We start from the raw sequence: 19070 nt of genomic DNA on the forward strand, positions 1-19070 counted from the left end.
ATACAATCCCCATTTCCCACTTCCCGGATCTGCATCCGGAGCTGGCATGACCAAATTTGTCTTCGTCACCGGTGGCGTGGTGTCTTCCCTGGGCAAGGGAATCGCTTCCGCCTCGCTCGCCGCCCTTCTTGAATCGCGCGGCCTCCAAGTCACCCTCATCAAGCTCGATCCGTACATCAACGTCGACCCGGGCACGATGTCGCCGTTCCAGCATGGCGAAGTGTTCGTCACGGACGACGGGGCGGAAACCGACCTCGACCTCGGCCACTACGAGCGCTTCATCACGACCCGCATGCGGCGCGCCAACAACTTCACCACCGGCCAGATCTACAAGACCGTGCTCGAAAAAGAGCGTCGCGGAGACTATCTCGGCAAGACGGTGCAGGTCATTCCGCACATCACCAACGAAATCCAGGAATACGTCAAGCGCGGCGCCGGTATCGGTACCGCCCATGAAGTCGACGTCGCGATCGTCGAGATCGGCGGCACGGTCGGCGACATCGAATCCCTGCCCTTCCTCGAAGCCGTGCGCCAGATGAGCCTGCGCATGGGACCGAACAATTCGGCTTTCGTGCACCTGAGCTACGTGCCCTGGATCGCCGCCGCCGGCGAACTCAAGACCAAGCCAACCCAGCACACCGCGCAGAAGCTGCGCGAAATCGGCATCCAGGCCGACGCCCTGCTGTGCCGCGCCGACCGGCCCATTCCCGACGACCAGCGCGCCAAGATCTCGCTCTTCTCGAACGTGCCCGAATGGGGCGTGATCTCGATGTGGGACGTGGACACCATCTACAAGGTGCCGCGCATGCTTCACGAGCAGGGTCTGGACGGCCTCATCTGCGACAAGCTGCGCATCAACACGCCGCCGGCCAAGCTCAAGCGCTGGGACGACCTCGTGTATGAGGTCGAGCATCCGCAGAAGGAAGTCACCATTGCAATGGTCGGCAAATACGTGGACCTCTCCGACAGCTACAAGTCGCTGAATGAAGCGCTGCGCCATGCGGGCATGAAGAACCATGCGCGCGTGAAGATCGACTACGTCGACTCCGAAACCATCACGCCGCAGGACGTTGCGCGGCTCGCCAAGTACGACGCGATCCTGGTGCCCGGCGGATTCGGCCAGCGCGGCGTCGAAGGCAAGATTGCCGCCGCGCGTTTCGCACGCGAAACCAAGGTTCCGTACCTGGGCATCTGCCTCGGCATGCAGGTGGCGACGATCGAATATGCCCGCAACGTGGCCGGCCTCAAGAACGCCAACAGCACCGAATTCGAGCCCGACACGCCCTGCCCCGTGATCGCGCTGATCACCGAATGGAAGGACGCGGACGGCACCGTCAAGGTCCGCAACGAGAAGTCCGATCTCGGCGGCACGATGCGCCTCGGCGCGCAGAGCTCCGACGTGGCGCCCGGCACCTTAGCGCACAGCATCTACGGCGACGTCGTGACCGAGCGCCACCGCCATCGCTACGAAGCCAACGTCAACTACCTCGACGAATTGCGCCGTGCCGGCCTGGTGATCTCGGCCCTCACCCAGCGCGAGCACCTGACTGAAATCGTCGAACTGCCGCAAGGCGTGCATCCGTGGTTCATGGGTGTGCAATTCCACCCCGAATTCAAGTCCACACCATGGAGCGGCCATCCGTTGTTCAACGCGTTCATCAAGGCAGCGCTGGAACACCAGAATGCGGACAAGAAGGCTTTGAAGGTGGTGGCATGAAGCTTTGCGGGTTCGACATCGGGCTGGATAGAAGGTTTTTCCTGATCGCGGGCCCGTGCGTGGTCGAGTCCGAGCAGCTTCAGATGGACACCGCCGGCACGCTGAAGGAAATCACGGCCTCGCTGGGCATCCCCTTCATCTTCAAGAGCAGCTTCGACAAGGCCAATCGCTCGTCGGGCACGAGCTTTCGCGGTCCGGGCCGGGAGCGCGGTCTTGAGATCCTCGCGAAGGTCAAGCGCGAACTGGGCCTGCCGGTGCTGACGGACGTGCACACCGAAGACGACATCACTGCTGCGGCCGCAGTGGTCGACGTGCTCCAGACCCCCGCGTTCCTGTGCCGCCAGACCGACTTCATCCGCGCCGCGGCGCAATCGGGCAAGCCGGTGAACATCAAGAAGGGCCAGTTCCTCGCGCCCCACGACATGAAGAACGTGATCGACAAGGCGCGTGCGGCGGCCAAGGAAAAGGGCTTGCCCGAAGACCTCTTCATGGCATGCGAGCGGGGTGCGAGCTTCGGCTACAACAACCTCGTTTCCGATATGCGCTCGCTCGCGATCATGCGCGAGACCGGCGCCCCGGTGGTCTTCGATGCCACGCACTCCGTGCAGTTGCCCGGCGGCCAGGGAACCACTTCCGGCGGACAACGCGAGATGGTGCCCGTGCTGTCGCGTGCCGCAGTGGCGGTGGGCGTGGCAGGCCTGTTCATGGAAACCCATCCAGACCCTGCCAAGGCACTGAGCGACGGCCCCAACGCCGTGCCTCTCAAGCACATGAAGGCGCTGCTCGAAACGCTGGTCGCGCTCGACACCGTTACCAAGAAGAACCCATTCCTCGAGGATACTTTTCAAGCATGAGCGCCTACATCATCGCCAACGTCCAGGTCACCAATCCGACGCAGTACGAGGATTACAAGAAGTGGTCCTCGGAAGCCATGAAGGCGCACGGCGCCGAGGTCTGCGTGCGCGGCGGCAAGGTCGAAGTGCTCGAAGGCGACTGGCATCCCGAGCGCATCGTAATCCTCAAGTTTCCCAACGTGGAGGCCGCGAAGAAATTCAATGATTCGCCCGAATACAGCAAGGCGCGTGCTTCGCGCCAGGGTGCCGCGGTCATGCGAATGATCGTCGTCGAAGGTATTTAATAAGCTGACCCCCAGGTTGGCTCACTTCGTGTAGCCGCCCACCCCCTTTTCAGGGGGCGATACCAGCAGCCCGGCGAAGCCGGTTCTGCGGTATCCCTGGGATGAGACTGTGCATGTTTTGATCGCTGAGTGATTACAAGGTTTTTTTCGGAGCAAGAGAACAATGAGTGCAATCGTAGACATCGTCGGGCGCGAAATCCTCGACAGCCGCGGCAACCCAACCGTCGAATGCGACGTGTTGCTCGAATCGGGCACCATGGGCCGCGCGGCCGTGCCTTCGGGCGCTTCGACCGGGTCGCGCGAAGCGATCGAACTGCGTGACGGCGACAAGAGCCGCTACCTCGGCAAGGGCGTGCTCAAGGCAGTCGAGAACATCAACACCGAAATTTCCGAATCGGTGCTCGGCCTGGACGCCAGCGAACAGGCTTTCCTGGACCGCACGCTGAACGACCTGGACGGTACGGACAACAAGGCCCGCCTGGGCGCGAACGCCACGCTGGCCGTGTCGATGGCCGTGGCCCGTGCGGCTGCCGAAGAGTCGGGCCTGCCCCTCTACCGCTACTTCGGCGGCATGGGCGGCATGCAGTTGCCGGTGCCGATGATGAACGTCATCAACGGCGGCGCGCATGCCAACAACAGTCTCGACCTGCAGGAGTTCATGATCATCCCCGTGGGCGCGACAAGCTTCCGCGAGGCCGTGCGCTACGGCGCCGAAGTGTTCCACGCGCTCAAGAAGATCCTCGGCGACCGCGGCATCAGCACGGCGGTGGGCGACGAAGGCGGATTCGCGCCGAGCGTCGAAAGCCACGAAGCGGCGATCCAGCTGATCCTCGAAGCCATCGACAAGGCCGGCTACACGGCCGGCGAACAGATTGCCCTGGGCCTGGACTGCGCCGCCAGCGAGTTCTACAAGGACGGCAAGTACGTCCTCTCCGGCGAAAACCTCAGCCTCTCCGCCGAAAGCTGGACCGACATGCTGGCGACCTGGGTCGACAAGTACCCGATCATCAGCATCGAAGACGGCATGCACGAAGGCGATTGGGACGGCTGGAAGCACCTGACCGAGCGCCTCGGCAAGCGCGTGCAGCTGGTCGGCGACGATCTCTTCGTGACCAACACGAAGATCCTGCAGGAAGGCATCGACAAGGGCATCGCCAATTCGATCCTGATCAAGATCAACCAGATCGGCACGCTGACCGAAACTTTCGCCGCCATCGAAATGGCCAAGCGCGCGGGCTACACCGCGGTCATCAGCCACCGCTCGGGCGAAACCGAAGACAGCACCATCGCGGACATCGCAGTCGGCACCAACGCCGGTCAGATCAAGACGGGTTCGCTGTCGCGCTCGGACCGCATCGCCAAGTACAACCAGTTGCTGCGCATCGAGGAAGACCTCGGCGACGTCGCGAGCTACCCCGGCCGTGCGGCCTTCTACAACCTGAAATGAAGCCCGCCCCCAGGATCACTGATCCAGCGGCCCTGGGGTCGGTGAAGTCCGCCTGAAGGCGTACCGGCCATTCCCATGCGCTCACGCATCGTCCCGATCATCCTTGTCCTGTTGCTGCTGATTGTTCAATGGCAGCTTTGGACCGGGCGCGGCAGCGTCCGCGACGTGGCGCAACTTCAAGAGAAGCTGACCCAGCAAAAAGAGGCCAACGCCCGCGCCGCGCTCGCCAATGAGCGGCTGGCGAACGAAGTCAACGATCTCAAGGAGGGGCTGGAAATGGTCGAAGAGCGCGCCCGCCAGGAGTTGGGCATGGTCAAGCCCAACGAAGTGTTCGTGCAAATCACGCACTGAATGGCTTCAAGCTCGGCGGCAACGTGACGCCCGCTCTCCCCATTGGCTGTGTCATCGCGGTTCTAGGTGCGCAAGGCACCGGCAAGACCCAGCTCGCAAGCGCTCTCACCGCGCGCCTCGTGCAGCGCGGCATCGCCGCCGAACTCGTGCCCGACGTTTCGCTCGAATGGCGGACGCGCCTCGCGCGTGAACCGGACGATATCGAGCGGGCCGAAATGGCCGCCGAACAAGCGTTTCGCATCGCATCGGCGGCTGAACAGGGCGTGGTCGTCGCGGACACCACCGCCCTGACCACGGCGGTCGAAGGCGAAGTGCGATCGGAGCGGTCGGGCCCCTCGAACGAGAACTCCCTGTATCAACTGGCACTGGCCGCACACCGCGGCTATGCCGTCACGCTGCTGATGGCGCTCGACTTGCCACGCCGGGAAGAGCCCGCGACGAATGATCGAGCGCAAAGGACCGATGCCCTGTTGCGAGCCGCCCTCACGCGCTTTGGCTCACCTTTCGCCGTCATCCACGGCCGCGGCCCGGAGCGTCTTGCCAGCGCATGGAACGCGATCAATTCCCGTGCCGAATCGGCGGGCGTATCGTCCACCTCAGGCCGATCGGCGAACGGCGAGAGGCCCTGGTTCTGGCCTTGCGACAAATGCTCCGATCCGGCTTGCGAACACCGGCTGTTTCGCGATCTCCTGGCCAAGCGCTCTTAGAGTTCACGGCGCACCCCGGGTCCACACCTCATTCACGATCAAAGACCAGATGGCAAGTTCGTTGCACTCCAGAGCCTTTGCCGCCGCCGGCTTTCTCATCACTCTGGCTTGTTCCTTCGGGGCAGCCTGGGCGGCGCCAGCCAGCGTCATCGTCGAAAACCAGACGCGCCCCACGGCCTGCGCCGAGGAAGACAACGTCTCCCTGACGCTTCGGGGCGAAGGCATCCGGCGATTCCGGGTCGAAGCGCTGCAGCCGGCGTATATCAATTCGATCAAGGGTGACGTCACCGCACCGGATTTCTCCGGCTGCAACTTCGACGGCGGCGCGCATCCGACGGATCCAAGCTTCGCATTCAAGCAGCGTCGCGTCGTGCTTCACGACGGCAAGCAATGGACGATCGTCGGAATGACCCTGCCGACCTTCTGGCGCCCCAACCGGGTGCCGGTCAAGGTGGGTGCGCACTCGGGCGACGATTTCCACCTGATCCAGATCTTCGCCAAAGGCAAAGCAAAAGGTCACGGTAGCAAACCGATGGAGGCGCTGGTGCTCTATCCCGCCGACGGCTACTGGCGCCTCAAGCCGCTGCCGCTGCCCGGATTTGGCGATGGCGTGTACGGATCGTCTTTCCTGATGGGGCCGGTGGCGCAAGATGGCCGCCCGGTGGTGAACATCGCCTCGATCACGATCCAGCCGCAGCCCTTGTCGATTCACCTTCGTTTCGCGGATGGCGGCAGCGCGGTGGTCAAGGTTGCCGAGATCAGCCAGAAGCGCACCGCGCTCGACGTGGCACTTCAACCGCCGACGCAGGCCACGCGGCCATTCGCGGTGCTGCGATCGATGTATGTGGCGGCCGACAACGCCGACATGAGCGACATCGAATGGCAAGCAAGCCGGTCGGCCGAACCGCAGAAGACGCCACTGCAGCAGGTCACGACGCTGCAGGCCGCACAAGTCCGCTTCGGACGAACGATTCCATCGCGTCACAACACCAGCGCACCCGACATCCGCTTCAGCGGATTCGAGGCATCGCCGCGCGACTGATCTACTGCACGATGGCCGTGCCGGGCATCTGGTCGCCCGGCGCCGTGAAGATCTGCGCGGCATCGACCGCATCGAAACGGTATTGCTTGCCGCAGAAGTCGCAACCGACCTCGATGTCGCCGCGCTCGGCGAGGATGCTCTCGGCCTCTTCTTGACCGAGCCCGCGGATCATTCCCTCCACGCGGGCACGTCCGCAGGTGCACGCAAAATGCGGCCCCAGCATTCCGGATTGCGGCTCAAAGCGCAGGACCTTTTCTTCCCAGAACAGGCGGCGAAGAATGGTGTCGACGTCCAGCGTCAGCAGTTCGTCGCGCGTGAGGCTCGAAGCAAGGATCGAAATCCGGTTGTAGTCCTCGTTGAAACCGATCTGGTCCTGCTGGGCCTGGTCCTGATTGCCCTTCGCGGTGCCTTCGAGATTGGCCTCGCCCTTGACGGGCAGGCGCTGGATCAGCAAGCCCGCCGCCACCTTGTCGTCGGCCGCCAGCACGAGCGTGGTGTCGAGCTGTTCGCTCTGCAACATGTAGTGCTGCAGCACGTCGCTCAGGCGATCGAGCTTCTGACCCTCGTCACCGACGAGCGGCACCACACCCTGGTACGCCTGCTGGCCCGGGAGCTTGTCCTTGGGGTCGAGCGTGATCGCGCATCGCCCCTTGCTGTGCACGTTGACCATGTCAGGGAGCCGTGCGTCGGCGGACAGCTCGCCAGTCACCTTGGCGGTGGCGCGCAGGCTGAGATCCGGCTTGACCTCCGCGACGGCGATCTTGACCGGGCCGTCACCGAAGATCTGCAGGATCAACGCGCCGTTGAACTTGATGTTGGACTGCATCAGCGTGGCCGCGGCCGTCATCTCGCCGAGGAGCTCAGCCACGGGCGCGGGATACGCGCCTGTCGCCGTATTGGACGCGCGGCGCGCCAGGATTTCCTGCCAGGCATCCGTCAGGCGCACGATCATCCCGCGCACCGGCAGGCCGTCGAACAGGAACTTGTGCAACTCGCTCAATTGGAACTCGCTCTCCCGCCGCTTCAGGCGATTTTCTTGAGGCCCTTCGCAAAGCGACGGCCGTTTTCCACATAGTGCTCGGCGCTCTGCCGCAGCTTGGCGGCAGCCGCATCGTCGAGCGTGCGAACCACCTTGGCGGGCGAGCCGATGATGAGCGAGTTGTCCGGGAATTCCTTGCCCTCGGTCACGACACTGCCGGCGCCAACGATCGAATTGCGGCCGATCCTGGCGTTATTCAAGATCACCGCCTGAATCCCGACCAGCGAGTTGTCGCCGATGGTGCAGCCGTGCAGCATGACCTGATGGCCGACTGTGACGTTTTCGCCGATGGTCAGCGGGCAGCCGTGGTCGGCATGGAGCACCGACAGGTCCTGCACATTGCTGTTGCGACCGATGCTGAGCGATTCGGTGTCCCCGCGCAGCACCGCGCCGAACCAGACGCTCGCGTTTTCCGCGAGCACGACATTGCCGATCACCTGCGCGCTGTCGGCGACCCAGGCGCCTTCGCCAAGCTGCGGCGCCACGCCGTCGAGTTCATACAAGGCCATCGCGGAGTCTCCAAGGTCAAAAACTAGAATTGTAGGGATGCACCCCCGCCTTCGCGCTCTGGCAGCGCTTCGCCTGACCGATCCCGAACAGAAGGTGGGGGCTGCGCGCGCGGTCTTCGCGCAACTCGGTGCGCCAGGCGCTCACGCCCTCGCCACGCCCGTGCGACAGCCCGGTGACGAAGCCGGCGTCCCCGGCCGTCCGGAGCGACCGCTGCGCGTGTCCGCCACCGCCGTCGAAAAGCGCTCGCCCTTCACGCCCGAAGGCCGCGCCGCGCTGATCCACTCGATCTGCCACATCGAGTTCAACGCGATCAATCTCGCGCTCGATGCCGCGTGGCGCTACGACGGCATGCCCGAGGCCTACTACAGCGACTGGCTGCGGGTGGCCGACGAGGAAGCACAGCATTTCACACTGCTGCACGATCACCTGCGTGGCATGGGCTACAGCTACGGCGACTTCAGCGGCCATGACGGCCTCTGGAACATGTGCGAGAAGACCAAGGACGATGTGGTCGCGCGCATGGCCCTGGTACCGCGTACGCTCGAAGCCCGCGGCCTCGACGCGACGCCGTTGATCCAGGCCAAGCTGCGCCGCGTCAACACGCCTGATGCGTTGGAGGCGTGCGCCATCCTCGACATCATCCTGCGCGACGAGGTAGGGCATGTGGCAATCGGCAATCGCTGGTACCGCTGGCTGTGCACACGCGATGCGCTCGATCCGGTCTTGCACTATCGCCTGCTCTATCGCCGGCACGAGGCGCCGCGTCTGAAGGCGCCGTTCAACATGGATGCGCGCGCCCGCGCCGGCTTTACCGAAGAAGAGTTGCAGGCGCTTGCACAGGCCTGACGGTCATTCGGCGATCCTCGCTTGGCCGCGTGACGACCCGCGTGGCGACTTCGGCTTTTTTACGGCGGGACTTCGGCCAGAAACGCCGTTCCGCTTTGCTGCCACAGCCGAGCGGGCCGCACCGGCCGCGCCATTGGAACGCACGACTCGCGGCGGCGCCTTCTGCGCGGACTCGCGCAACGCGGCGTCGATCAGCGCATCGGCCATCCACAGCGCAGTGCGCTCGACCTCGCGGTCGCGCAGCCCCCAGATGTCCTTCAGGATCACATAAGGCTCGATGCCATAGACCACTGACAGCGCGCGATGCAGCCTGTCTCTCACGGCCGGGCGCAACTGCGGTGCAAGCGGCGCAATCGCATGTTCGAGGATGCGCACGCGATGGCCTCGCCGGTAGGGTTCTTCTTCAAGAAGGCCGGCGCGCTCCAACCCCCACTGCTCCAGCGAGAGCTGCGCGGCAGCACGCAACTGCGCCTCGAATTCCTTGAAGCGTGGAAAAGTCTGCAGGAAGAGTTCGTGGACGCGCTCGCGCCCGGTCGGGATGTCCGAAGCCAGCTTTCTGACCGGCCCGAGCGAACTGTCGATCACGGCGGTGACCAGCGCGCTGCGGCTCGGGAAGTAACGGTAGGCCGTGGCGCGCGACACTTTCGAGCGCGCTGCCGCTTCCGCGACCGAAGGAATGTGTCCGCTCTGCTGGATGATGTCCATCGCTGCGCCGAGCAGCAACTTGAAGGTAGCGGCCTTGACGCCGCGTTCCGGCGGGACGGGGGGTTCACTCAGCTTGTGTTTCAGGCGAGCCATGGGGTTTATACGGGTTCTAGGGGGCCTGACTTGGCTTGTGTGTGTCCGAGGACGGATCGTATGATGCACCGATCCCGTTTTGAGACGCAAGTCTCAAAAACGCAGGTTCCCTGATCTTCGCGGCAAAGAGCGCAAGGCTTGAGCAACGCGAGACAACCCGGAGACAACGGCATGCGCTTGGCCAGCTGGAGTTGGGGTGGACGCGAGCACGTCGGCACGATCTCGGCCGACGGTCGCGAAGCCGCGCCGCTTGCGGTGCGCGATGCTTCCGCGGGCGTCTTGCCGCTCATCCAGGCGCTGGACCGCGGCGAACCGCTCCCGCAGCCGTCGGGCACGCGTCTGCCGATCGAGGTCATCACGCTGCGCGCCCCACTGCCACGCCCCTTGCGCAGCCTGTTCTGCGTCGGACGCAACTACCGGGCGCATGCGAAGGAGCTTGCCGGCACAGTCTTCCGCGAATCGATGCCCGCGAGCGATCCCTGGCCGATCGTCTTCGGCAAGCTCGGTGAATGCGTGATCGGGCCTCGCGATGCAGTGCGGCTGCCCTCGCCTTCCACCACCGTGCAGGTCGACTACGAATCCGAGCTCGCCGTCGTGATCGGCCGCGGTGGGCGCGACATCGCACGATCCCGCGCCATGGATCACGTGTTCGGCTACACCGTCGTCAATGACGTGACGGCACGCGACGTGCAGATGCGTCACCAGCAATGGGACCTGGGCAAGAGCTTCGACGACTTCTGTCCGATGGGCCCATGGATCGTGACCGCGGATCAAGTCGACGGCCGCGCGACCCGGGTGCGAGGCTGGGTCAACGGCGAACTGCGGCAGGACGGATTGACGAAGGACATGATCTTCGACATCCCCACGCTCATCGAAACCTGCTCGCGCGGGATCACGCTCTATCCCGGCGACGTGATCGCCACGGGCACCCCTGCCGGCGTCGGCATGGGCCTCGATCCACCACGTTGGTTGAAATCGGGCGACGTGGTGCGCATCGAAATCGACGGCATTGGCGTCATTGAAAACAGATTCGAGTAAGCCATGGCATTTCAACTGATCGATCGAATCGCAGTCGAGGAAGAAGGTGAAGGCCCCGCCATCGTCTGCGTACACGGCCTGGGCGGCAGCGGCAACACCTTCACGCCGCTGATGCCCGCGATGGCCCGGCACCGTGTGATTCGCGTGGACCTGCCCGGCAGCGGGCGCTCGCAGCGTGCCGAGGGCGAGCTGACGATCGAGCGCTATGTCGAAACGCTGTTGCGCCTCTGCGAGCGGCTCGGTGTCTCCCGTGCCCACTGGATCGGACATTCGATGGGCACCATCGTCTGCCAGCACATCGCAGCCGATCATCCCGGGAAGGTGGCGAGCATCGCGCTCTTCGGTCCGCTGATCGCACCACCCGATGCCGCACGCACCGCAATGAAGGCTCGCGCCTTGAAGGCACGCGAAGGCGCGGCCGGCATGCAGGAGATCACCCAGGCATTGCTGCAGGGCGCGATCTCCGCCGACACGCGCGAGCGCCTTCCCGTCGCCGTCGCCTTCGTGCGCGAAAGCCTGATGCGCCAGGACGGCGAAGCCTACGCGCGCAGTTGCGAGGCTCTGGCAGGCGCGCAGGCGGCGGCGGTCGAGCGCATCGAAGCGCCCGTGCTGCTGGTGACCGGGGACGAAGACGGCGTCGCACCGCCGCAATCCGTCAGGGCCATGGCCGACAAGCTGCACCGTGCAGCCAGCAAGCGCGTGGTAGTGCTGCCGCGCTGCGGCCACTGGACACCCATCGAACGCCATGAGGAATGCCAGCGCGAGTTGCGCGACTTCTTGGCGGCACAAGCGAGGACCTGAACATGGCCGATGTGATGTTCACCAATGTGCGCATCTTCGATGGGGGCGGCGAAGCGCCCTTCACCGGGGATGTGCTGGTGCAGGGCAACCGTATCGCACGTGTCGTGCGGACCGGCTATGGCATGCAATCCGCGCCGGTCACCGGAGCGCGCGTGATCGATGGCGCGGGCGCCTTCCTGATGCCCGGCATGGTCGAGGCCCACACGCATTTCTCATGGAACGACCAGCCTAGCCTGGATGCAATCCAGCGCATGCCGCCTGAGGAACACATCCTGTGGTGCGCCGAAGTCGCCAAGCGCTATCTCGACATGGGCTGGACCAGTTGCGTCGGCGCAGCGACCGCCAAGCCGCGCCTGGATGTCGTGATCCGCAACGCGATTGCCGACGGCACCATCATCGGCCCGCGCTACCTGGCCGCGAGCCAGGAGATCACCGTCCCTGGTGGCTTGGGCGACACCACGCAGCCGCACCTGCCGCAGCCCGAATTCGCATTCGGCGCAGTGGTCAGTGGGGTCGAGGAGATGCGGCGCTGCGTGCGCATGTTCGTCAAGTACGGCGTCGATTCGCTCAAGATCAATTTGTCGGGCGAATCGATCACCGGCATGCCCAGCGAGATGAGCCAGTTCACCGAAGAGGAGATCGCCGTCTGCGTGCAGGAGGCCAAGGCATGGGGTCGGCGCGTCGCGGCGCATGCGCGCTCCACATGGTCGATCAAGCAGTGCGTCAAGCAGGGCATTGAAGTCATCTACCACGCGAGCTTCACCGACGAGGAAGCGCTCGACATGCTTGAAGCGCACAAGTTCGAGCACTTCATCGCGCCAGGATTGGCATGGCTCATCAACACCTGCCATCACGCGAGCGAATGGGGCCTCACGCCCGAAGTCACCCGCAAGATGGGCTATCACCGGGAACTCGAAGCAGCGGTCGAAAGCATGCGCGCGATGCGCAAGCGCGGCATCCGCATCCTGCCGGGCGGCGACTATGGCTTTGCGTGGACACCGCACGGCACCAACGCGAAGGACCTGGAGTACTTCGTCAAGTATGTGGGCATGAGCACCATGGAAGCGCTGCTGTCAGCCACCGCATGGGGCGGTCCGATGATGCGCATGGGCAAAGTGCTCGGCTACATCCGCGAAGGCTATCTCGCGGACATCCTCCTCATCGACGGCGACCCGCTTGCGGACATCACGGTGCTGCAGGACAAGGCGCGCATCCTGGCCGTGATGAAAGATGGTGAGTTTCATCGCGCTCCGCCCGTGCGACGCTCGCACACCACGCGCTGGGCAACTGCTTGAACACAGGAGAAGATCATGGCTGACGTCGTCTTCACTAACGTTCGAATCATCGACGGCACGGGGCAGAACCCCTTCAACGGCAGCGTGCTGGTGCGTGGAAATCGCATCCGCCAGGTGGGGCGCAGCACGGCACCGATCGCACCCAGTGGTGCGATGGTCGTCGACGCCGCGGGCGCCACGCTGATGCCGGGCATGTGCGAGGCGCACACGCACTTTTCGTGGAATGACGCGGCCACCCTCTCCGCCATCCAGCGCATGCCGCTCGAAGAGCACGTGCTGTGGTGCGCCAAAGTCGCCAGTCGATATCTGCAGGCGGGCTTCACGTCCTGCGTGGGCGCCGCCTGCGCCAAGCCTCGCTTGGATGTGGTGATCCGCAACGCCATCGCTGCCGGCCAGATTCCGGGGCCGCGCTATCTTGCGGCCAGCCAGGAGATCACAGTGCCCGGCGGACTGGGCGACGAGACCTTGCCGCATCTGCCCTTTCCTGAGTTCAGTTTCGGTGTCAACGTCAACTCCGCGGACGAGATGCGCAAGGTGGTGCGGATGTTCCTCAAGTACGGTGTCGACTCGATCAAGCTCAATCTCTCGGGCGACAACTTCACGCCGGATTCGCCGGCCGAGACCACCTGGATGAGCGACGCCGAGGTCGATGCGGCCATGACCGAAGTGCGCGTGCGCGGAAAGCGCGGCACGGCGCACGCGCGCTCAGCCGCATCGGTCAAGCAGGCGCTGCGGCACGGCATCGACGTGATCTATCACGCAAGCTTCACGGACGAGGAAACGCTCGACATGCTCGAAGCCGCGAAGGACCGCGTCTTCGTCGCACCTGGCATTGCCATCATCTACGCGATGCTGCACGAAGCCGAGGCCTACGGCATCACCTACGAGAAGGCCTGCGCAATGGGCTACCAGATCGAATGGGATGCCGCCATCGAGTCGCTCAAGGCCATGCACCGGCGCGGCGTGCGCATCCTCCCGGGCGGCGACTACGGATTTGCCTTCACGCCCCATTGCCAGAACGCGCGCGACATGGAGTTCTTCGTCAAGTATCTCGGCTTCACGCCGATGGAGGCAATCCGCTCGGCCACACTCTACGGCGGGCAGATCATGATGCGCGGCAACGAACTCGGCACAATCCAGGACGGCTACCTCGCCGACATGCTGCTGGTGGATGGCGATCCGCTCGCCAATCTCTCGATCCTGCGTGACCCAAAGCGCATCCTGGCCGTGATGAAGGACGGGGAGTTCGCCAAGGCGCCGGAGTTCAGCGCGCAGCGCCTGTGGGAGCGCGCCGCATGAAACGCAGCCAGTGGGTGCCGTTGCTCGTGTTCGGCATCCCGGTCGCCGTGTTCGCAGTCTGGGCGGTCACGGACAACGCATCGCTCTTCTTCAAGACATTGCTCAACGGGCTCACGCTGGCTTCACTCTACTTTCTGGTCGCGAGCGGCTTCACGCTCGTGTTCGGGCTGATGCGCAACGTCAATCTGGCGCATGGCTCGCTCTATCTGATCGGTGCCTACGTCGGATGGGTCGTCGGCGAACACACGGGCTCCTGGGTGCTCGCGGTCGTTGCCGGCTTTCTCTCGGCAGCGGTGCTGGGGCTGCTGATGCAGGTGCTGATCTTCCGGCACATGCAGGGCCAGGACTTGCGGCAGACGCTGGTGACCATCGGCCTTTCGATCGTGATGGCCGACGTCGCGCTCTGGATCTGGGGCGCGGAGATCTACACCTTCGATCCTCCCGCCTGGATCTACGGTTCGACCACGCTGCCGCTGGTGAACAAATTCCCGACCTATCGGCTGATGGTGCTGCTGGCTTCCATCGTGATCGGCGTCGGCCTGTGGCTGCTGCTGGCACGCACGCGCATCGGCATGATGATCCGCGCCGGTGTGGATGACCGCGGGATGCTCGCGGCATCGGGCGTGAACGTCCAACGCGTGTTTGCGCTGACCTTTGCCATCGGTGCGGGGCTGGCCGGGCTCGCCGGCGTGGTCGGCGGCACCGCGCTTTCAATCTCGCCAGGAGAGGACACGCGTTACCTGCTCGCATCCCTGGTGGTGGTGATCGTCGGCGGCATGGGCAGCGTGGTCGGTGCGGCGATTGGCGCACTGCTCATTGGCTTGGCAGAGCAATTCGGGCTGGCGTACGCGCCGACGTACAGCGTGGTGTTCACCTTCGTGATCATGGTGGTCGCCCTGGCGTTCAAGCCGCGCGGGCTGATGGGGAGAAACGCATGAGCGCCGCGCCGGGCCGCCCCAAGCAAGCTCGCACCGCAGTGCGCAGCACGGAGGTTACGTAATGAGCGCAGCGCAATGGCGACGGGCCATGAACTCATCGGCTGCGGCGGCTGGCGTCGCGCGGCGCGGTGGTGAGACGGGTAGGCTTCATCCGGTTGCAACGGCGCCGACCGCCACGGGCCTGGCCACAAGCGCGCCATCTCAGCGCTGGCGTTCCGCGTGGCGGGCGGTGCACTGGTATCACGTGGTGGTGCTGGCCTTTGTGCTCGTCTATCCCTTCGTTGCTTCGCCTTTCTTCACCTTCCAGATCGGCGCGCAATCGCTCGCACTCGGGCTCATCGCACTGTCGCTCACCTTCCTGGGCGGCTATGGCGGAATGGTCTCGCTCGCACAGATGACGATCGCGGGCTTCGCGGCCTACATGCTTGCGATCTTCGGCAGCAGCAGCAACATCGCGATCAGCCTCGGCTGGCCATGGTGGCTGGCACTCGTGATTGCCGTTGCGCTGGCCACGATCTTCGCGGCCGGCATCGGGTGGCTTTCGGTGCGCACCGAAGGCATCTACACGATCATGATCACGCTCGCGGTCGGCGTCGCCTTCTTCTATCTCGCGCAGCAGAACTACACGATGTTCAACGGCTTCCAGGGCTTCAGCAAGCTCGGGCCGCCGACCGTGTTCGGGCTGGACCTGCACGAGCCGGTCCCCTTCTACTTCCTGGTGCTGGCCTGCACGCTCGCGGGCTACTTCTGGGTCAAGTATCTGATTCGCGCGCCCTTCGGCATTGCGCTGCAAGGTATTCGAGACAACCCGCGCCGCATGGCGGCGCTGGGCTACAACGTCACCGCGCACCGAGTCGCCGCGTATGCCGTCGCGGGGCTCCTGGCTGCGGTCGGCGGGGTGCTGATGGTCTGGTACAACGGCCGCATCTCGCCCGGCACCATCGGTACCGGCGCGATGATCAACATCCTCATCATTGCCGTGCTCGGCGGCATGAAGCACCCGATCGGTGCCTTCGTCGGTGCGATTGTCTTCGTGCTGCTGCAGAACTTCGCCATCGACCTCGTCGATCGCGAACGCTTCAATCTCGTGATCGGCGGCGTCTTCCTCGCGATCGTCCTGTTTTCCCCCGACGGGCTTCTGGGCTTGTGGCAGAGCCGCACACGCCTGGCCCGCCTTTTCACCCAGCGCGGCCGGAGCCGCATTCATCAATGACAACCAGGAGCGAGACATGAGCAAAGGCAGAAGAATGTTCGGGCGCAGCATCGTCGCCGCGGCGGCGCTGATTGCAGTGACCGGAATTTCATACGCGCAGGAGACCGTGAAAATCGGGCTCCTCGCATCGCTGGAGGGCCCGTTCGCAGCGCCCGGGCAGGACGGCATGCGTGGCGCGGACCTCGCGCTCAAGCAGAAGAACGGCATGGCGGGCGGCAAGAAGATCGAGTTCGTCAAGGTCTCATCCGACGCCACGCCGGACAAGGCCGTGAACTCCACCCGCAAGGCCGTGGAGCAGGACAAGGTGCAGATCATGATCGGCCCGCTGTCGGGCGACGAAGGCATCGCGGTCAAGAACTACGCGAAGACGCAGCCCAACATCACCTTCATCAACGGCTCCTCAGGTGCGCAGGGCGCGACGCTTGCAGACCCTGCTCCCAACTTCTATCGCTTCAACACCGAAGGCGCTCAATGGATGGTGGGCCTGGGCGAGCATGCGCTCTCCAAGGGCTACAAGAAGACCTTCCTGATTGCGGAGGACTACGGCTTTCCGTATTCGCAGGTGCAGGGCTTCATGGCCAGCTACTGCGCCAAGGGCGGCAAGGTGATCGACAAGGCGTGGGTGCCGCTGGGCACCAAGGACTACGCATCGGTGATCGCGAAAATTCCCAAAGAGGCGGATGCGCTGCTGGTGGTGCTGGGCGGCTCCGACGCGGTGAACTTCCTCACGCAGTATGAGCAAGCCGGCGGCGACAAGCCGATGATCGGCGGCTCCATCACGGTCGACCAGACGGTCCTCAACTTCAAGGGCAAGCGCCGCGAGTCGCTGCTGGGCACTGCATCGGCAGGCCCGATGGCCGATTCGATCGACACGCCGGAGTGGAAGAAGTTCGTGGCCGACTACAAGGCGAACTTCAAGGACGGCTTCCCGAGCCCCTCGCTCTTTGCCTACCTCTACTACATCAACACCAAGGCGACGCTCGATGCGCTGGATGCAGTCAAGGGCGATCTCTCGAATGGACAGAAGGCCTATCGCGAGGCGCTTCAGAAGACCAACTTCCAAGGGCCGGCCGGTGTGGTGAAGATCGACGGCAACCGCAACGGCGTCGGCACGACCTACATCACCGAAGTGACGAAGGCACCGGACGGCTCCTTCTACAACAAAGTCGTGAAGACAGTGCCCGACATCTCGCAAACCTTGGGACTGCCTGAAGCCGAATTCAAGAAGATGGGCCTCGGCACGCGCGACGTACCCGACTGCAGGACCTGAGCCCGAATGGCCACGATCACCCCCCTGCGATCGGCCGCGTCACGCGGTGCCGTAAATGCCGGCGGCAGCACCCAGCTGCTGACGGGCGATGCCTTGCGGCTCGCGGGGGTGACGCGTGCCTTCGGGGCACTGCGTGCGGTGGACGATGTTTCGCTCACCGTCGCAGCCGGCGAGAAGTACGCCATCCTCGGCTCCAACGGCGCCGGCAAGACGACGCTGTTCAACGCGATCACCGGCGACTTTCCGCCGACGGCGGGTCGCATCCATTTTTTCGGCGAGGACATCACGGACTTGCCGCCCTATGAGCGCATCCGCAAAGGGTTGCGCCGTACTTATCAATCGTCGCTTCTGTTCCGGGAGCTGACGGTGCGCGACAACCTTTTCCTCGCCGTGCGCGGCGTCGCCAATGGGCGCTTCAGCTTTCTGCGGGCACGCGAAGGGCATGCGTCGACCCGGGCCGCGCAGGACCTGCTCGAACGCACGCGGCTGACGCACATCGCGGAAGAGAAGGTCGCCAACCTCGCGCATGGGCAGCAACGCCAACTCGAAATTGGCATGGCGCTGGCCGGCGCGCCACGGCTGATCCTGCTGGACGAACCGGCGGCAGGCTTGTCGCCGGCAGAGCGCCGCGAACTGGTCGCGCTGCTGCGCTCGCTGCCGTCGCACATGAGCTTCGTACTGATCGAGCACGACCTCGAGATTGCCCTGCGCGTGGTCGATCGGGTGACTGTGATGCACAACGGCCGCACGCTGCGCACTGGCAGCCCTGAAGAAATCGAAGGCGACGCCCAGGTGCAGGCGATCTACATGGGGAGCCGTCACTGATGGCCTGGTTCGGCATCAAGCGCGAGAGCGGAGGCGACAACGTGGTGGGCGGCAACACGCCGGTGCTCGCCATCGACAGCCTCGACGTGTATTACGGCCACGCCCATGCATTGCAAGGTGTGAGCCTGTCGGTCGAACGCGGCGTGCTCGGCATCGTCGGTCGCAACGGCATGGGCAAGACCACGCTGTGCAACGCGATCACCGGCATGGTCCCGGCGCGCGGCAGCATCCGGCTGGCGGGCGAAGAGATCCTCGGCCTCGCGCCCAACGAAATCACGCGGCGCGGCATCGCCTACGTGCCGCAGGGTCGCCGCGTATGGCCGTCGTTGTCAGTCGACGAAACATTGCGGCTGGTCGCGAGCCGGCGCCGGGAGGTCGACCGCATCTACGCGATGTTCCCCCGCCTTGCTGAACGGCGCGGGCACGGCGGCGCGCAACTTTCGGGTGGCGAACAGCAGATGCTCGCCATCGGGCGCGCGTTGCTGCTCAATCCCAAGCTGCTGGTGATGGACGAGCCCACCGAAGGCCTCGCGCCGATCATCGTCGAGCAGGTGGCGCAATCGCTGCGCGACCTGGCAGTCGAAGGCCGCATCGCCGTGCTGCTGATCGAGCAGAACCTCGGCGTCGCCATCTCGGTGGCCGATCGCATCGGCGTGATGGTCAATGGCCGGATTGCGCAGCAGATGCCGGCAGCCGAACTGGCGGCCGATCTCGACTTGCAGGAAAGGCTGCTCGGCGTGCGTTCCAACGGGCACGACGAGGAAGCTGCCGAAAGTGCCGGCTTGGCGACTCAGGG

Annotated in this window: 19 protein-coding genes and 1 pseudogene; 17 read left to right on the forward strand and 3 right to left on the reverse strand. The window is 64.5% G+C overall.

All coding sequences use genetic code 11. The annotated features are described in order from the left end of the window. The first annotated feature begins 46 nt into the window (after nt 1-46). The 7 genes from AC1DSF_RS05390 (at nt 47) to AC1DSF_RS05420 (ending at nt 6402) form a co-directional block, all read left to right on the forward strand. Entirely contained in the window at nt 47-1717 is a 1671-nt protein-coding gene (locus AC1DSF_RS05390; protein ID WP_478182432.1) for a CTP synthase, read from the forward strand. Next, nucleotides 1714-2571: a 3-deoxy-8-phosphooctulonate synthase gene (gene kdsA, locus AC1DSF_RS05395; RefSeq protein ID WP_478123830.1), complete on the forward strand. Its 858-nt coding sequence runs from the start codon at nt 1714-1716 to the stop codon at nt 2569-2571. Before AC1DSF_RS05390 ends, kdsA begins: the two co-directional genes overlap by 4 nt. Continuing rightward, nucleotides 2568-2855 carry a DUF1330 domain-containing protein gene (locus AC1DSF_RS05400; protein ID WP_478144392.1) on the forward strand — a complete coding sequence of 96 codons (288 nt, stop codon included), beginning with the start codon at nt 2568-2570 and terminating at the stop codon, nt 2853-2855. The genes kdsA and AC1DSF_RS05400 overlap by 4 nt, the downstream gene beginning before the upstream one ends. Before the next feature lie 163 nt (nt 2856-3018). Beyond that, nucleotides 3019-4302, forward strand: a complete 1284-nt coding sequence (gene eno, locus AC1DSF_RS05405) for a phosphopyruvate hydratase (RefSeq protein WP_478123832.1) — start codon at nt 3019-3021, stop codon at nt 4300-4302. 75 nt (nt 4303-4377) lie between these two features. Beyond that, nucleotides 4378-4653, forward strand: a complete 276-nt coding sequence (gene ftsB / locus AC1DSF_RS05410) for a cell division protein FtsB (protein ID WP_478123833.1) — start codon at nt 4378-4380, stop codon at nt 4651-4653. A 23-nt stretch (nt 4654-4676) separates the two neighbouring features. Further along, on the forward strand, nt 4677-5360 hold the full coding sequence (locus AC1DSF_RS05415; RefSeq protein WP_478182433.1) for an AAA family ATPase: 684 nt from the start codon (nt 4677-4679) through the stop codon (nt 5358-5360). A gap of 49 nt (nt 5361-5409) precedes the next feature. After that, nucleotides 5410-6402 carry a hypothetical protein gene (locus AC1DSF_RS05420; RefSeq protein ID WP_478123835.1) on the forward strand — a complete coding sequence of 331 codons (993 nt, stop codon included), beginning with the start codon at nt 5410-5412 and terminating at the stop codon, nt 6400-6402. A gap of 1 nt (nt 6403) precedes the next feature. Here AC1DSF_RS05420 and hslO read toward each other — a convergent pair whose 3' ends face one another. Both hslO and AC1DSF_RS05430 read right to left on the reverse strand, forming a co-directional pair. Then, the gene (hslO, locus tag AC1DSF_RS05425) at nt 6404-7402 is read right to left on the reverse strand and encodes an Hsp33 family molecular chaperone HslO (protein WP_478123836.1); all 999 of its coding nucleotides are present in this window, start codon (nt 7400-7402) and stop codon (nt 6404-6406) included. A gap of 23 nt (nt 7403-7425) precedes the next feature. Next, nucleotides 7426-7950 carry a gamma carbonic anhydrase family protein gene (locus AC1DSF_RS05430; RefSeq protein WP_478123837.1) on the reverse strand — a complete coding sequence of 175 codons (525 nt, stop codon included), beginning with the start codon at nt 7948-7950 and terminating at the stop codon, nt 7426-7428. Between the two features lie 37 nt (nt 7951-7987). On the opposite strand from AC1DSF_RS05430, the gene AC1DSF_RS05435 reads away from it, so the two are divergent. After that, nucleotides 7988-8797 (forward strand): ferritin-like domain-containing protein, encoded by an 810-nt coding sequence (locus tag AC1DSF_RS05435; protein WP_478123838.1) that lies wholly within the window; start codon nt 7988-7990, stop codon nt 8795-8797. Nucleotides 8798-8800: 3 nt separating this feature from the next. Here the strand turns inward: AC1DSF_RS05435 and AC1DSF_RS05440 are convergent, their stop codons facing one another. Beyond that, nucleotides 8801-9595, reverse strand: coding sequence for a TetR/AcrR family transcriptional regulator (locus tag AC1DSF_RS05440; RefSeq protein ID WP_478123839.1), 795 nt, complete (start codon nt 9593-9595; stop codon nt 8801-8803). Nucleotides 9596-9766: 171 nt separating this feature from the next. On the opposite strand from AC1DSF_RS05440, the gene AC1DSF_RS05445 reads away from it, so the two are divergent. The 9 genes and pseudogenes from AC1DSF_RS05445 to AC1DSF_RS05485 all read left to right on the forward strand — a co-directional run. Further along, nucleotides 9767-10633, forward strand: coding sequence for a fumarylacetoacetate hydrolase family protein (locus AC1DSF_RS05445; protein WP_478144647.1), 867 nt, complete (start codon nt 9767-9769; stop codon nt 10631-10633). A gap of 3 nt (nt 10634-10636) precedes the next feature. Further along, on the forward strand, nt 10637-11434 hold the full coding sequence (locus AC1DSF_RS05450; protein ID WP_478123840.1) for an alpha/beta fold hydrolase: 798 nt from the start codon (nt 10637-10639) through the stop codon (nt 11432-11434). A gap of 2 nt (nt 11435-11436) precedes the next feature. Further along, nucleotides 11437-12729 carry a metal-dependent hydrolase family protein gene (locus AC1DSF_RS05455; RefSeq protein ID WP_478123841.1) on the forward strand — a complete coding sequence of 431 codons (1293 nt, stop codon included), beginning with the start codon at nt 11437-11439 and terminating at the stop codon, nt 12727-12729. A 15-nt stretch (nt 12730-12744) separates the two neighbouring features. Beyond that, the gene (locus AC1DSF_RS05460) at nt 12745-14028 is read left to right on the forward strand and encodes a metal-dependent hydrolase family protein (RefSeq protein WP_478123842.1); all 1284 of its coding nucleotides are present in this window, start codon (nt 12745-12747) and stop codon (nt 14026-14028) included. Continuing rightward, the gene (locus AC1DSF_RS05465) at nt 14025-14966 is read left to right on the forward strand and encodes a branched-chain amino acid ABC transporter permease (RefSeq protein WP_478123843.1); all 942 of its coding nucleotides are present in this window, start codon (nt 14025-14027) and stop codon (nt 14964-14966) included. The genes AC1DSF_RS05460 and AC1DSF_RS05465 overlap by 4 nt, the downstream gene beginning before the upstream one ends. Nucleotides 14967-15054: 88 nt before the next feature. After that, nucleotides 15055-16179 (forward strand): branched-chain amino acid ABC transporter permease, encoded by a 1125-nt coding sequence (locus AC1DSF_RS05470; protein ID WP_478123844.1) that lies wholly within the window; start codon nt 15055-15057, stop codon nt 16177-16179. 16 nt (nt 16180-16195) lie between these two features. Next, entirely contained in the window at nt 16196-17449 is a 1254-nt protein-coding gene (locus tag AC1DSF_RS05475; RefSeq protein WP_478123845.1) for an ABC transporter substrate-binding protein, read from the forward strand. 6 nt (nt 17450-17455) lie between these two features. Then, entirely contained in the window at nt 17456-18274 is an 819-nt protein-coding gene (locus AC1DSF_RS05480; protein WP_478123846.1) for an ABC transporter ATP-binding protein, read from the forward strand. Next, nucleotides 18274-18783, forward strand: a pseudogene (locus AC1DSF_RS05485) (ABC transporter ATP-binding protein); the annotation flags it as partial. The gene AC1DSF_RS05480 and the pseudogene AC1DSF_RS05485, both read left to right, overlap by 1 nt. Nucleotides 18784-19070: the final 287 nt, after the last annotated feature.

The sequence above is a fragment of the Variovorax sp. 01N429 genome, assembly GCF_056399425.1.

Coding starts and splice junctions, on each gene's coding strand:
- AC1DSF_RS05445 (WP_478144647.1), top strand. CDS start 9,767: ATGCGCTTGGCCAGCTGGAGTTGGGGTGGACGCGAGCACGTCGGCACG.
- AC1DSF_RS05470 (WP_478123844.1), top strand. CDS start 15,055: ATGAACTCATCGGCTGCGGCGGCTGGCGTCGCGCGGCGCGGTGGTGAG.
- AC1DSF_RS05455 (WP_478123841.1), top strand. CDS start 11,437: ATGGCCGATGTGATGTTCACCAATGTGCGCATCTTCGATGGGGGCGGC.
- AC1DSF_RS05440 (WP_478123839.1), bottom strand. CDS start 9,595: ATGGCTCGCCTGAAACACAAGCTGAGTGAACCCCCCGTCCCGCCGGAA.
- eno (WP_478123832.1), top strand. CDS start 3,019: ATGAGTGCAATCGTAGACATCGTCGGGCGCGAAATCCTCGACAGCCGC.
- AC1DSF_RS05435 (WP_478123838.1), top strand. CDS start 7,988: ATGCACCCCCGCCTTCGCGCTCTGGCAGCGCTTCGCCTGACCGATCCC.
- AC1DSF_RS05430 (WP_478123837.1), bottom strand. CDS start 7,950: ATGGCCTTGTATGAACTCGACGGCGTGGCGCCGCAGCTTGGCGAAGGC.
- AC1DSF_RS05475 (WP_478123845.1), top strand. CDS start 16,196: ATGAGCAAAGGCAGAAGAATGTTCGGGCGCAGCATCGTCGCCGCGGCG.
- AC1DSF_RS05480 (WP_478123846.1), top strand. CDS start 17,456: ATGGCCACGATCACCCCCCTGCGATCGGCCGCGTCACGCGGTGCCGTA.
- AC1DSF_RS05465 (WP_478123843.1), top strand. CDS start 14,025: ATGAAACGCAGCCAGTGGGTGCCGTTGCTCGTGTTCGGCATCCCGGTC.
- AC1DSF_RS05460 (WP_478123842.1), top strand. CDS start 12,745: ATGGCTGACGTCGTCTTCACTAACGTTCGAATCATCGACGGCACGGGG.
- AC1DSF_RS05390 (WP_478182432.1), top strand. CDS start 47: ATGACCAAATTTGTCTTCGTCACCGGTGGCGTGGTGTCTTCCCTGGGC.
- AC1DSF_RS05450 (WP_478123840.1), top strand. CDS start 10,637: ATGGCATTTCAACTGATCGATCGAATCGCAGTCGAGGAAGAAGGTGAA.
- AC1DSF_RS05400 (WP_478144392.1), top strand. CDS start 2,568: ATGAGCGCCTACATCATCGCCAACGTCCAGGTCACCAATCCGACGCAG.
- kdsA (WP_478123830.1), top strand. CDS start 1,714: ATGAAGCTTTGCGGGTTCGACATCGGGCTGGATAGAAGGTTTTTCCTG.
- ftsB (WP_478123833.1), top strand. CDS start 4,378: ATGCGCTCACGCATCGTCCCGATCATCCTTGTCCTGTTGCTGCTGATT.
- AC1DSF_RS05420 (WP_478123835.1), top strand. CDS start 5,410: ATGGCAAGTTCGTTGCACTCCAGAGCCTTTGCCGCCGCCGGCTTTCTC.